The 13,228-nt window shown below is 59.3% G+C and carries 11 protein-coding genes; 1 reads left to right on the top strand and 10 read right to left on the bottom strand.

Annotation, left to right across the window (positions count from 1 at the left end):
- Nucleotides 1–35 precede the first annotated feature (35 nt).
- The 5 genes from ACYVIT_RS12825 to ACYVIT_RS12805 all read right to left on the bottom strand — a co-directional run bounded on the left by ACYVIT_RS12825 (nucleotide 36) and on the right by ACYVIT_RS12805 (nucleotide 4,418).
- Nucleotides 36–620, bottom strand: coding sequence for an IMPACT family protein (locus tag ACYVIT_RS12825; protein ID WP_415804931.1), 585 nt, complete (start codon nucleotides 618–620; stop codon nucleotides 36–38).
- Between the two features lie 169 nt (nucleotides 621–789).
- Nucleotides 790–1,671 carry a transporter substrate-binding domain-containing protein gene (locus tag ACYVIT_RS12820; RefSeq protein ID WP_415805270.1) on the bottom strand — a complete coding sequence of 294 codons (882 nt, stop codon included), beginning with the start codon at nucleotides 1,669–1,671 and terminating at the stop codon, nucleotides 790–792.
- A gap of 129 nt (nucleotides 1,672–1,800) precedes the next feature.
- Nucleotides 1,801–2,574, bottom strand: a complete 774-nt coding sequence (locus tag ACYVIT_RS12815; RefSeq protein ID WP_415804930.1) for an ABC transporter permease — start codon at nucleotides 2,572–2,574, stop codon at nucleotides 1,801–1,803.
- Entirely contained in the window at nucleotides 2,571–3,569 is a 999-nt protein-coding gene (locus ACYVIT_RS12810; protein WP_415804929.1) for an ABC transporter substrate-binding protein, read from the bottom strand. Before ACYVIT_RS12810 ends, ACYVIT_RS12815 begins: the two co-directional genes overlap by 4 nt.
- 72 nt (nucleotides 3,570–3,641) lie before the next feature.
- Complete coding sequence (locus ACYVIT_RS12805) at nucleotides 3,642–4,418, bottom strand: ABC transporter ATP-binding protein (protein WP_415804928.1); 777 nt, start codon at nucleotides 4,416–4,418, stop codon at nucleotides 3,642–3,644.
- A gap of 517 nt (nucleotides 4,419–4,935) precedes the next feature.
- Here ACYVIT_RS12805 and ACYVIT_RS12800 point away from each other — a divergent pair.
- Nucleotides 4,936–6,603 carry a Hint domain-containing protein gene (locus tag ACYVIT_RS12800; RefSeq protein WP_415804927.1) on the top strand — a complete coding sequence of 556 codons (1,668 nt, stop codon included), beginning with the start codon at nucleotides 4,936–4,938 and terminating at the stop codon, nucleotides 6,601–6,603.
- Nucleotides 6,604–6,720: 117 nt separating this feature from the next.
- Here the strand turns inward: ACYVIT_RS12800 and ACYVIT_RS12795 are convergent, their stop codons facing one another.
- From ACYVIT_RS12795 to recG, 5 genes are all read right to left on the bottom strand, one after another.
- On the bottom strand, nucleotides 6,721–8,325 hold the full coding sequence (locus tag ACYVIT_RS12795; protein ID WP_415804926.1) for an ABC-F family ATPase: 1,605 nt from the start codon (nucleotides 8,323–8,325) through the stop codon (nucleotides 6,721–6,723).
- A 128-nt stretch (nucleotides 8,326–8,453) separates the two neighbouring features.
- Entirely contained in the window at nucleotides 8,454–9,248 is a 795-nt protein-coding gene (locus ACYVIT_RS12790) for an SDR family NAD(P)-dependent oxidoreductase (protein WP_415804925.1), read from the bottom strand.
- Between the two features lie 124 nt (nucleotides 9,249–9,372).
- Nucleotides 9,373–9,873: a Dps family protein gene (locus ACYVIT_RS12785; RefSeq protein WP_415804924.1), complete on the bottom strand. Its 501-nt coding sequence runs from the start codon at nucleotides 9,871–9,873 to the stop codon at nucleotides 9,373–9,375.
- 107 nt (nucleotides 9,874–9,980) lie between these two features.
- Nucleotides 9,981–10,928: a LysR substrate-binding domain-containing protein gene (locus ACYVIT_RS12780; protein WP_415804923.1), complete on the bottom strand. Its 948-nt coding sequence runs from the start codon at nucleotides 10,926–10,928 to the stop codon at nucleotides 9,981–9,983.
- 127 nt (nucleotides 10,929–11,055) lie between these two features.
- The gene (gene recG / locus ACYVIT_RS12775; protein ID WP_415805269.1) at nucleotides 11,056–13,071 is read right to left on the bottom strand and encodes an ATP-dependent DNA helicase RecG; all 2,016 of its coding nucleotides are present in this window, start codon (nucleotides 13,069–13,071) and stop codon (nucleotides 11,056–11,058) included.
- Between the last annotated feature and the right edge of the window lie 157 nt (nucleotides 13,072–13,228).

The raw sequence follows: 13,228 nt of genomic DNA, 5'->3' as shown, positions 1-13,228 counted from the left end.
GCGCATCGCAACAGCGACAGCGCCCCGCACCATCGTCATGCCACTTGCCATTGGGATTGGCCGCGAGTGATATCCCCGACGGTGCGTGCCAACTCATCCAAGACAGCGCAAGGCACGATCAGCGTCAGCATTGCGCCGTCGCCATCGAATTGTTCCGCGTCGATCGTTGCACCCGCTTGGCTGATACGCGCCTTCATCAACGGCAACTCTGCGTAATTGCACCGGCAGGTGACCGTACTGGTTGCGATGATCGGCGTTCGCAGCCCCAAGCGCAAACACTGCGCTGCGCAGCCGCTGTAGGCACGCACCAGACCGCCCGCGCCGAGTTTGATACCGCCGAACCAGCGCACGACCAGAACCGCGACACGGTCGAGATCCTGACCTTCGATGGCCTGCAAAATAGGCCGGCCAGCAGTGCCGCTCGGCTCTCCGTCGTCGTTGAATCGGTAGGCCTGACCAATGCGATAGGCCCAGCAGTTGTGAGTGGCTGCCGGATCGCTATGCTCTGCAAAAAAATCCATCGCTTCGCTGACGCTGGTCACGGGAGCAGCGTAGGCCGCGAAACGGCTTTTTTTGATGTCCTCTTCGTGGGCGCAAGGCGCGCTTAAGGTATCGCTCATGGGCCGCAATTGTAGACGAGCATGATCGGGAGCCGTGTGTGCCGTTGGAGGATGCGGCTTAACCCACGAAATACTCGTGCGATCTGCTCATGATCGTCCGTTCATTCGTTGCGGACACCAACAAGGCCCATGACAACGCTGCCGCCACCCTCTTCCACCGCGCCGCTTTTCAACCGTGGCAGTCTGGGACCTCTTGATCCAGATAGACATCGAATGCGACGTCGCGCGCCCATTTGTCGACCATGCCCCGGACGACACCTTCACGGCGCCATTGCTGCATAGCATCGGTCAGCCAGGCTGTTGTGGCGCGATCATTCGCGGCTACTAACCAGACGCGCTCAACACGCGGGCCCGCTTCGTTCAGCGTAGAAGAAAATTTCTTCCATTCGGGAAATTTCATGAGCGGAGCCCACGCAAGGTCATCAATGAGCCCGACGTCGCAGCCCCCCTCTCGCACCGCGACCAAGGCATCTGACGGCACACGGTATGGCCGCACCGTCGCTCCCCACTGGGTTGCTAGCGCCTGGGCTTGGAAAGCGGCGCTAGCCATACAAACGGTCAGCCCTTTGACGTCTGGCCAGTGGCGCAGCTTGGTATCGCTGCGGATGATGGCCTTTGGCCGGGCAGCATAGCCTGTGGAGATAGCGGTCGAGCCCGCACCGTCTGATGTCGCGGGATTCAGGCTTGACTCGGCCGACTGTGTGCTCGACATCGCACTACTCGCAGCCGCTTGAAGGTCCCCGGAACGCTTTGCCGCGCCCGGATCGGCTACGCGATCAGCAATCAGCACGTCCACCTCGCCATCGGCCAACGCCGATAACCGCCGCGCGGGATCGACTTGTACGACTTTTACGGGCAGCCCCAGCTGCTGACCCAGACGATCGGCCATCACCGTGTCCAGACGCTCGGGGGTACGAACCTTCGCGCCAGCGGCAGGCTCGGGCGCCAGATAAGGCACGCCCACGACCAAGCTACCTCGCACGCGTGCCCTGGAAAAAGCATCCTCCGACTGCGATGAAGCCGCACTGGCAGTCTGAGCGGAGGCGATCATCGGCACCCATAAACAGGCAATCATCGGCCCCCATAGCGCAGCCACCTGCGCACAACGGCCTGCGCGAGAAAGAACACTCCATGCCTTCATGAGCCCAGATGCGAGCGGGCCACTGCCCGCCCTCTCCCTTTATACGTACTGATAACGCAACAAGCGATGTTTGAGGTTTTCGAGTACGAATTGATCAATCAGTGCAGCGAGGATCGCAATAACCAGGATATTGGCCATCACGCCCGTCATATCGGCGATCTCGCCCGAATAGGCCAGCGAACGCCCCAGGCCTTTGCCGAAACCAATCAGCATTTCCGCCGAAATCAGGGCGCGCCAGGCATTACCGAATGCGAGCTGCGCGCCGGTAATCAATTCAGGCATGACCGCAGGCAGATACACGCGCTTGATCAGGCCCCACGGGGTGGCCCCCATCACACGCGCAGCCGACACGTGGACACGCTGCACGGATTCTGTCGCGTTCATCACGCTGAGCGCCGCCGGGAAAAACGCCGCCAGCGCCACGACAATGATAATCGGCGCACTGCCAAAACCCATCACGATCAGGAACAACGGCACCCAGGCAATAGACGGAATCGACTGCAAAATGACGATGGCGCTGCGCAGGACTTCGCGAAAAAAATACAGCACCGCCGCGATCAAGCCAAAACCCACCCCGGCCAGCAAGGCCAGCCCATAGCCTGCCCCCAGGCGTCCCAGCGTGCCCACCAGACTCTGATGAAAAGACGACTCGCCCAGCTCATTGAACAAGCGCTCAACGACGGCCGGCACGCCCGGCATCAGAAAGTCTGGCAGCGCCCACGCAGCTGCCTGCCACAAGAACAAAATGAAGACTACGCCAAGCACCCCCGCGAGGTGCTTGCGCAGTCCCGTTACACGAGTCGATGAGGTCAAAGCTTGCGAGCCTCTTGCCAGGATAGATCGATGATGCTGGACACGTCGTACGGCTTGCCGTCACGCGTCTTCAGCGACCCCTGAGCTTGCAGAATATCCGCAATCTCCTGCATGCGGGCTGCGTCCTTGTCGGTCAGCTTGGCAGTAAAGACCTGTGTCTTGATCGCGTCGGTGATGACGGTTTCGCGCGGCAGCTCGCCTTGTTTCAGCGTTTTCAAGGTGGGCTCGGCGATGAAGTATGACGCAATCAGCTTGGAGGCTTGCTCCGGATGGTCTTTCAGCAGATCGATCGCCGCTTTCTGTGCATCCAATGCTTTCCAGACATCATCTTTGCGTTTTTCGAGTACATCCCCCGAGGTAATCACGACCATGCACGGGAACGGCCACGATTCGCCCACTTCGTAGATCTGTTTGACCGGAGCAACCAGTTGCGCAATGCGATCATAGGGCTCGAACAAGAAGGCAGCGTCCACGCGCTTGCCTACCAACGATTGCACGGCTACAGCAGGGCTCACGCCCATGATGTCGACATCCGTGGGTTGCAGATTACCCTCTTTCAACACGACGCCTTTCAACACCACGTCGGCCGTACTGCCCTCTTTTTGCGAGGCCAGCGTTTTACCTTTGAGGTCCGCGATCTTGTCGATGCCCGCATCATCGCGGACGACAAGCGAATGATAGCCCTGCTGTGCGCCACCGACGACCTTCAGGTCTGCTCCCTTTGACGCCCAAGCCACCGCGTTGGTAAAGCCCAATACGCCGATATCGGCCTGGCCGCCCACAATGGCTTTGATCAGGTCAGTGCCTGATTTGAACTCGATCAGTTCGGTGTCCAGACCCGCCTTTTTGTAGAACTCTCCTTCTTGGGCAACGATGGCCTGCGCGTCGTCCATCACACGTAGATAGCCCACACGCAATTTCTCAGCGGCCAGCGCCGGAGCCGCCGCCACCAACGCCGCGACCAGCGGCAAGGACAACCATTGCTTCAATCTCATTTGTGCTCCCGGATTGGGGTATAGGTATTGATAAATTCGAATGACACGTCACGTCTGAACAGACGTATGACATCAGGCTGCCAACGCGATATCGCCCCCGTTGTCGTCGGCGCTTTCGGCGACCTGGATGCCCAGCAGGCTCAGGATTTCGCGTTTTTCTGCAGCCAGGTCCGACAGGTCATGGGTCTTGCGCCGCTGCGTCAGATTGAATTCGCGCAGCACGCGCGCCGGGCGCGGGCTGAACACCACAATACGGTCGGCCAGGAACAACGCCTCATCCACATCGTGGGTCACCAGCAGGACCGTGGGTTTTTCCTGTTTGATCAACTGCCGCAAAACGTCTTGCAGACTCAGCCGCGTCAAGGCATCCAGCGCGCCAAAGGGCTCGTCCATCAGCATGGTTTGAGGCTGCGCAATGAACGCGCGAGCCAATGCGGCACGCTGGCGCATGCCGCCGGAGACCTGTTGCGGATAGTAGTTTTCGAATCCCGCCAACCCGACGCGCGCCAACCAGGCCACGGCCTTGTCACGCGCCTCGGCTTTCGGGATGTTTTGAAACTCGAGCGCCAACGACACATTGTCGCGCAGCGTCAGCCACGGATATAAGGCGTGCTCTTGAAATACCAGCGTGCGGCTGGGATGCGGCCCGGCGATGGCTTTGCCGTCGGCCAAGACTTGGCCTTGGGTCGGGGATTCCAGTCCTGCAGCCATGTGCAACAGCGTGGATTTGCCGCAGCCTGAGGGGCCGACCAACGCCACCAACTCGCCCGTTCTGAACTCGCTGGAAAAGCCGTCGACGACATGCAAAGCGCCGAAGTTCTTGTGGACGTGATCGAAGGTCAGATTCATAGACAGGCTCGTGCAACGCAGGCGTAGGGTAAGTAGCTCCTAATCTAACAATTCGTTATATGAACTCAAACTATATTTTCATAATTGATAAATTACTTTTAGCTATAAACAGCGTTCATCGACAGCGTACGTTGGCCTGGTAGGAAATCGCTCGGGACAAACTTACACCATGCTGACACTCACATGAAAATCGGACCAATATCGAATAATGTCTTTTTATTTCATTAAATATTAAAACAAGTCCATTAATTCGGTATTATCGATGCATCGTGTGCCATAAAGCTCCCATTTGACCGGCACGACATGCCTACGGGCGAGCCATGGGGGCCATTCCGTCCTTGAGCAAAGCTTTCCATATGGGAGAAAGACCAATGCTATCGCCCCACTGACCCGCCCGATCGACTGCTGTCCCGCGATCACGTCTCCTTTTCGTCCTTTAACGATTGAACGGCTAGCGCCGCTCAAGGGGACGCTTTACGCCTATTTCAGTGCCTATCATTAATTGGAACCCTTGGTTATGACTACCCACAGCATCACGTTGTCCGACGAGACAAAGACCCTCTCTCCGAGCAACCCGGAAAATGTTCAGAACGGCGACACCGTCGACCTGAAGGTGATAAGCGGCTCCCAGCTCACCGTCGAATCTCTGGATATCGACCTCGTGGTTGACGCCACCGGCAGCGACAGCTCTGCGCCCAACGTCGTTGCCTCCGAACAGGGGGCGGATCTCACGATCACCGGCGTCACGCTCAAAGATAACCAGACCATCAAGTACGAGATTGACCACCAGTCGTCGATGACCTACATCGTCCAGGCCGGCCAGACGTCGGCGCTGAACTCCACCACGTTCCACTTCCAAGGCACCGGTGGTGAGGGCAACCCGGGTGATCTGAGCGAGTCTGTACTCAAATTCGTCATCCCCTCGGCGCTGGATAACTCGATGAATCCTGCTATTACCAATTTGCAGGTGGGCGACAAGATCCTTCTGGAGATCGACAATGGCGACGGGACATTCAGCGTGCCCGACGGCTATGAGTTCGTCTCCACGCCCGCGGGCAGTTTTCTACAACTGAGCAAGGATGGCCAAGTACAGGTCAAGTTCGCTCTGCCCCAGGGTTATACCCCCGGATTGGATTACCAAATGCAGAACGGCACCTTTGTCGTCGCGTGCTATTTGCGCGACACACTGATTGCCACCCCCGAAGGCCAGAAACCCGTACAAGATCTGCAGCCTGGCGACAGCGTCTTGACCGCCAGTGGCCGTGTTGCGACCGTGAAATGGCTGGGATACCGCAAAATGCACGCCAGCCGTATCCCGGCCGACCAGGCGATTCGTGCCTACCCCGTGCGCATCGCGGCAGGGGCACTGGCACCCAATGTGCCGACACGCGATCTGTACATTTCGCCCTATCACCATATGTACTTCAACGGCCAGCTGATCCCCGCGATGCTGTTGGTGAACGGCCAGACCATTACTCAGGATTTTTCGCGCCGTTCGTTCGAATATTTCCACGTGGAATTGGATCGCTTCGATATCCTGCTGGCCGAGGGCGCCGCGGCTGAATCCTATGTAGATACCGGCAATCGCTCGATGTTCCAGAACGTGAACGTAGTGACAATGCAAGCGGACTTTGGCCCTCCCGAGGGCCGTCAAGAGATCGAAGGCATGGAAATCGTGCGCAATGGTCCGAAAGCCGAAGCGATCCGCAAGCATTTGCTCAAACGTGCCGAAGCGTTGACAAAAGCGAAACGCGTGTCTGATCCAGACCTGCGTATCGAAGTCGACGGTCGGGAAATTCGTCCCGAGGCCACCGATCAGGCCGAAGGCGTCAAGCGCTTTGTGTTGCCGGCAGGCGTTCAAGCCAGTGACGTACGCATCCTTTCTCGCTCGTCCATCGTACGCGACACCGCGGTGCATGCGCGCCGAGACTTGCGCCGCGTAGGCGTTGGACTGGCTCGCATCACCATCGAGGATGCTGCTGGACGTCGTGAGATCGACCTGCGTGATGATCGCCTGCGCGGCCTGCAAGGCCTGCAGGACGTACACGGCGTCGCGATGCGCTGGACAACGGGCACGGCGGTTATTCCGGCCACGTTGCATGCTGCCCAAGGTCCTGCAGTGCTAGAGCTGCATGTGCTGCGCACCTACTCGTACTGGAGTCAGCCCCAACAACTCGCTGCGTAAATACTGTCACGAGAAAACGACGATATAAAGAACCCCGCGCCTGGATAGCGAATCCAGGCGCGGGGTTCTCTTTTTAGAGTGCTGCGGTATGTCCTCGGCGGTGTTCCCGGCGCGGGATCAGCCCTCGATGCCACGCGAGGACAGGTAGTCCTCGTAGCCGCCACGGTAGTCGACGATCTCGCCATCAGGCAGGACTTCGATGATGCGTGTCGCCAGGCCAGACACGAACTCGCGATCGTGCGACACAAAAATCAGGGTGCCCTGGTATTTCTCGAGCGCGAACTGCAACGACTCGATGGATTCCATATCCAAGTGGTTGGTGGGCTCGTCGAGCAGCATTACGTTATGGCGACCCAGCATCAAGCGGCCAAAAGTCATGCGGTTTTTTTCGCCGCCTGACAAGACCTTGGGCGCTTTGGGCAAATCATCCGCCGAAAACAGCAAGCGGCCCAGCACGGAGCGAATGGATTGATCGTCATCGCCTGGTTGGCGGTAGTCGCTCATCCAATCAAACAAATTGATATCCGTTTGTTGGAATTGATCGGACACGTCCTGCGCCATGTAGCCGAGATCGGCGTTATCCGACCATTTCAGCGAGCCCGAATCCGCTGCCAGATCGCCTGCCAACATGCGCAACAGCGTCGTTTTACCCACACCGTTCGCGCCGATAATCGCAATCTTTTCGCCTGCGTCGATCATCGCGGAGAAATCGCGGATGACCGGCGCATCGTAGGACTTGGAGAGCTTTTCAATGGTCGCCGCCAAGCGGTGCATGACCTTGTTCTGCTCGAATCGAATGTAGGGGTTTTGGCGCGACGAAGGTTTGACCACGACCTGTTCGGCCTTGATACGGTCAATCTGCTTCAGACGCGAGGTGGCCTGGCGGGACTTGGACTTGTTGGCGGCAAAGCGGCGCACAAAGTCCTGCAGTTCGGCCACACGCTCTTTGGCCTTGGCATTGTTGGCGACCAAACGCTCGCGCGCCTGGGTCGAGGCCAGCATATAGTCGTCATAGTTACCCGGATAAATGCGGATCTCGCCATAATCCAGGTCGGCCATGTGAGTGCAGACCTGGTTCAGGAAGTGACGATCGTGACTGATGATGATCATCGTGCTCTGATAGCCGTTGAGCACATTTTCCAGCCAGCGGATCGTGTTGATATCCAGGTTGTTGGTCGGTTCGTCGAGCAGCAGCACGTCAGGATTCGAGAACAGCGCCTGCGCCAGCAGCACACGCAGTTTCCAGCCCGGCGCGATCTCGCGCATGGGCAGTTGATGCTGGTCTACCGCGAATTCCAGGCCCAATAGCAGTTCGCCCGCGCGCGCCTCGGCGGTGTAGCCATCGTACTCGGCGAACTTGGCCTCGAGCTCGGCCGCACGCATGTAATCGTCCTCGGTCGCCTCAGGATTCGCGTAGATCGCATCGCGCTCGGTCATGGCGGCCCACATTTCGGTATGGCCCATCATGACGACGTCCAAGACGCGCAGGTCTTCGAAAGCAAACTGATCCTGGCGCAGCTTGCCCAGGCGCACGCCGGGTTCGAGCGAAACGTTACCTGCGGACGACTCCAGGTCGCCGCCGATGATTTTCATAAAGGTCGACTTGCCCGAGCCGTTGGCCCCGATCAAACCATAGCGGTTGCCTTCCCCGAACTTGACACTGACGTTCTCGAAAAGGGGTTTGGGACCGAATTGGATAGTGAGATTGGCGGTAGATATCACGGCTTTGTATAGGGGAAGACGCCCGCGAAAAGCGCGAGGCTAAACCGGATAGTGTACCAATTCCGCGTTACCGGCGCTCTCGCACGCCAGATGGCGCGCACTAGGCCGAAACCCTACACGGGCGAGCGTCAGCCGCGATAGCCCAACCGTTGAAGTATCCACCCCGACACAGCCGGATGGATAATGGACAGCAGAAAACAGCCCAAATTCAGGGGAAACGGAAAACTGATGCGCGCGCGGTTGCGGGTGAGGCCCCGCCGGATGACGCGAGCCGCCTTGGCGGCAGGCCACAAAAAGGGTTTGGGGCCGGGCATGTCGAAGCACATTTGCGATTCGACGTAGCCGGGCATGATGACATTGACCTTGACCCCCTGCCCGGCCAAGAGATCGCGCATCGCCTCGCCGTAGACTTTGACAGCCGCTTTGCTGGCGCTGTAGCTAGGGGTCTCGGGAAGGCCCCGCCACGCAGCGAGCGAGCTGATCAAGGCAATCTGCCCACTACGACGCGCCAGCATCGCCGGCAAACTGGCATGCAGGGTGGCCATGGCGGCCTTGATATTGACATCGAAAAGACGATGCATATCGTCCCAGCTTTCACTCTGTTGTTGGGGGCCGGTATTAATGTTGACGCCGGCGTTGGCGATCACCAGATCGGGGGCTTCGGTTTGACCGATCTGCATCAGCCACTGCCGCAGCGCGTCGTGGTCCCGTACATCCAGTTCGTGCACGATCACGCGCACGCCCATGGCGCCGCAATCCTGAGCCAACTCATCCAGGCGCTGACGATTGCGCCCCTGCAGGATCAATGTCTTTGTACCGGCACGGGCGTATTCCAGCGCCAATGCGCCACCGATCCCCCCTGTCGCACCGGTGATCAGGACAGACGCGGGAACATTAGCGGATAAGCCGGATGATTGAGTCATGCAGACGAGTAGATGGGTAAAGGACAAAAGGCGCCAGAGCAATCACGCGATGGCATGAATCAAAACGACACCGGCCTCTCTGGTGAGAAGCCGGCGTCATTGACTATGGAACGCAAGATCACGATTACTCGAGCAAGCTGCGCAACATCCAGGCGTTCTTTTCGTGGATGTCCATGCGTTGGGTCAACAAGTCAGCGGTGGGCTGATCGTTGGCGCTGTCGGCCTTGTCAAAGGCGGCGCGAGCGGTTTTCGAGACGGCTTCGTTGCCTTTGACCAGCAGGCGTACCATCTCCAGAGCATTGGGCACGTCGGCCGGCTCGGAAATAGAAGACAGCTTGGCGAACTCGCGATAGGTGCCCGGCGCATGGACGCCCAACGCACGAATACGCTCGGCGATATCGTCCAGCGCAGCCCATTCCTCGGAATACTGCGTCATGAACATCTGATGCAGCGTGTTGAACAGCGGGCCCGTAACGTTCCAGTGGAAATTGTGGGTCATCAGATACAGCGTGTAGGAATCTGCCAGCACCTTGGAGAGCTCGGCCGCGATTGCCTCGCGGTCTTTGTCCGAAATGCCGATATTGATGCGAACAGCGGCGGTACTACTTGCTTTGGACTTTGCCATGTAGTGCTCCTCGTGCAGGTTGTAGACGGAATAAGAATACCACTGGATTGATATAGATTGTTTATAGCCTGAGAGCCCTGCTCAAGCTCTCGCAAAACTGAAAAATATCAACTTTCTACCGCAGTCTCGTGATCCAACATGGTCACGCCCGGCAATCCACATTCGTAGACGGCTTGGGCCAGCGCTTCGATGGCGGCCAGACGCGGGAAACTGCGGCGCCACGCCAGCACCACGCGCCGCTCTGGCGGACGACCCTCAAAAGGCAAATAGCGCAATAGTGCTTTGGGCGGCGGGGATTCAGGAATGGCGGTCACCGGCAGGACGGTCACGCCTATGCCGGCCGCGACCATATGACGGATGGTCTCTAACGACGATCCCTCAAAAGTCCGCTGAATACCGTCGCTCGCGGCAGAAAAGCGCGAGAGTTCGGGGCAGACTTCCAAGACCTGATCGCGGAAACAGTGGCCCGTGCCCAGCAGCAGCATGGTCTGCTGTTTCAGGTCTTCGGAACTGATGGCTTCTCGGTCGGCCCACTCATGATCGCGCGGCACCGCGACGATAAAGGGTTCATCGTAAAGCGGTTGCGTGATCAACCCCGCCTCGGGCAAAGGCAATGCCATGATGGCGCAATCGATTTCCCCTTGCCGCAGCAGCTCGACGAGACGCAAGGTAAAGTTTTCTTGCAGCAGTAATGGCATCTGCGGCGTACGGGCAATCTGCGTCGGCACCAGATGCGGCAACAGATACGGCCCGATCGTGTGAATCACGCCGACGCGCAGCGGCCCGGCCAGCGGATCATGGCCTTGACGGGCGATTTCCTTGATGCTGGCACTTTCCTCGAGCACCTTTTGCGCCTGGGTCACGATGCGCTGACCGATAGCGGTCACGCCGACTTCGACGCCACCACGTTCGAACAGCGTCACGCCCAACTCATCCTCCAGTTTGCGAATCGCCACGGACAAGGTGGGCTGACTCACGAAGCAGGCTTCGGCCGCACGGCCAAAATGCCGTTCGCGTGCGACGGCGACGATGTATTTGAGTTCAGTCAGAGTCATCTTCTGCTCCGGGAAACCGCGGCATTCGTACCGGGAAGGAAAGGGGCGATGTTTGCCCTGAGGCGGGCCAGCCGACAAAAGCGAAGCATGAAAGATTGCATGGCGCAAAGGATTTGCATAGGTAGGCTCAGGTCCGCAGAAAGTCTTCGCGTCCACGCATCCAGCGTGCCAAGTGCGCCGCCACCGCGTCGGGATGATCGGCACGCAGCCATGCGGCGGCCTCGCGCGCCTGCTCGGCAATACCGACATCGCTTTCGAGATCGGCAAATCGCAAGAGCGCCATACCCGATTGGCGCGTGCCGAGAAACTCGCCCGGGCCACGCAGTTCCAGATCGCGGCGCGCGATTTCGAAACCGTCATTGGTCTCGAACATGGCCCGCAGCCGTTGGCGCGCAATCTGCGACAGCGGCGTCTGATAGAGCAGCACGCAAACGGACTCGGCACTGCCCCGCCCTACCCGGCCACGTAACTGATGCAATTGCGCCAAGCCAAAACGCTCGGCGTGTTCGATCACCATGAGCGATGCCTTGGGCACGTCCACACCGACCTCGATGACGGTCGTGGCCACGAGCAAATCGATATCGCCATCGCGAAAGGCCTGCATGACCGCGGCCTTTTCGGTTTGCGCCAGGCGGCCATGCACCATGCCAATCCGCAAGTCGGGCAGATCCGCGCACATGGCGTCGTACGTGTCGACAGCGGTTTGCAGTTGCAGAGCTTCGCTTTCCTCGACCAGCGGGCAGACCCAATACGCCTGCTGCCCCTGACGTACAGCGTTGGCGATATGCGCGATGACCTCCTCGCGGCGATTGTCGGACACGAGCTTGGTCACCACAGGCGTGCGGCCTGGCGGCAGCTCGTCAATGACGGATACGTCCAGATCGGCAAAAAAAGTCATCGCCAAGGTACGCGGAATCGGCGTAGCGCTCATGTTGAGCTGATGCGGGATCGTGGGAATCTGTTCTGCTTGATCAGGCGAGACCTCGCCTTTACGCGTCAAGGCCAATCGCTGACCCACGCCAAAGCGATGCTGCTCATCCACGATAGACAGACCTAGACGCTGAAACTCGACATGATCCTGAATCAGCGCCTGTGTGCCGACCAACAGTTGAATACTGCCGTCGGCCGCGCCGGCGGCGGATTCGCGCCGGGCCTTTGCCGTCTGGCTGCCGCTCAGCCATGCGACGTTCACACCCAAAGGCTGCAGCCATGACACCAGCTTATGGAAATGCTGTTCAGCCAGGATTTCTGTGGGCGCCATCAATGCCACCTGAGCGCCGCAGGCAATGGCCTGAGCGGCTGCGACAGCGGCGACCACGGTCTTGCCGCTGCCGACATCGCCCTGCAATAGACGATGCATCGGATACGGCTGTGCCAGGTCGGCCGAGATTTCCTTGATGACGCGCTGTTGTGCCGCGGTCAGGGTAAATGGCAATGCTCGATACAGGCGCGCGACCAAATCGGCAGCGTCGGAGGGACTGGCCTGTAGAGGCAATGGCACAGCCCGAATGCTGCGTCTCGCCGCGCGCGCAGCGGCCAGCGACAACTGCTGAGCGAGCAATTCGTCAAATTTGATGCGGTGCCAGGCAGGATGGCCACGTTCGATCAGGTCTTGCTCGGATACGCCAGGCGGTGGCGCATGCAAGAGGCGGATGGCTGGCGCAAACGGCATCAGCGTGTAACGTTGCAGGGCTTCGTCGGGCAGCGTATCGCTCAGATCCGCCTGATCGAGGGCCTGGGCAATGGCCTTGCGTAATGAAGGCTGGGTCAGCCCTTCTGTGCTGGGATAAACCGGGGTCAACGCCTCGGGCAAGGCGGCATCAGCACTGGTCATGCGCGGATGCACCATCTCGCGTCCAAACAGACCGCCGCGCACCTCGCCCCGGGCACGCAGACGGCGGCCCGGCGTCAGTTGTTTTTGCTGGCTGGGATAAAAATTCAGCCAGCGCAATTGCAGTTCGCCGCTATCGTCTGCCATCACGGCAGTCAACTGGCGGCGTGGACGAAACAACACCTCGCTACGCAGGATTTCGCCCTCGACCTGCGCAGGCGCACCGGGGCGCAGCGAACCGATCGGAACAATGCGCGTCTCGTCCTCGTAACGCAGCGGCAGGTGCAAGATACAGTCGTTAGGCGTGACCAGGCCGAGGCTATGCAGCTTGCGCTGCACATCGGTCAGCGACCGGGCCGGCCCCGATTTGGCGCCGGATTTCGTTTCGGGCCGCACGCTGGCCGCGCTATCGGCAGCCGCATCCACACCGGCACGCTTGAGCGCACCGGTACGATTGCGGGCAGCAGCA

Source organism: Bordetella muralis (assembly GCF_054781015.1).
Note: the sequence above shows the minus strand (reverse complement) of the source record. Positions and strands in the feature narration are given on the sequence as shown.

What these genes read in the sequence shown, in the direction of transcription:
- ACYVIT_RS12825 (WP_415804931.1), bottom strand. Translation starts at nt 620, where the DNA reads ATGAGCGATACCTTAAGCGCGCCTTGCGCCCACGAAGAGGACATCAAA.
- ACYVIT_RS12820 (WP_415805270.1), bottom strand. Translation starts at nt 1,671, where the DNA reads ATGATCGCCTCCGCTCAGACTGCCAGTGCGGCTTCATCGCAGTCGGAG.
- ACYVIT_RS12810 (WP_415804929.1), bottom strand. Translation starts at nt 3,569, where the DNA reads ATGAGATTGAAGCAATGGTTGTCCTTGCCGCTGGTCGCGGCGTTGGTG.
- ACYVIT_RS12805 (WP_415804928.1), bottom strand. Translation starts at nt 4,418, where the DNA reads ATGAATCTGACCTTCGATCACGTCCACAAGAACTTCGGCGCTTTGCAT.
- ACYVIT_RS12800 (WP_415804927.1), top strand. Translation starts at nt 4,936, where the DNA reads ATGACTACCCACAGCATCACGTTGTCCGACGAGACAAAGACCCTCTCT.
- ACYVIT_RS12790 (WP_415804925.1), bottom strand. Translation starts at nt 9,248, where the DNA reads ATGACTCAATCATCCGGCTTATCCGCTAATGTTCCCGCGTCTGTCCTG.
- ACYVIT_RS12785 (WP_415804924.1), bottom strand. Translation starts at nt 9,873, where the DNA reads ATGGCAAAGTCCAAAGCAAGTAGTACCGCCGCTGTTCGCATCAATATC.
- ACYVIT_RS12780 (WP_415804923.1), bottom strand. Translation starts at nt 10,928, where the DNA reads ATGACTCTGACTGAACTCAAATACATCGTCGCCGTCGCACGCGAACGG.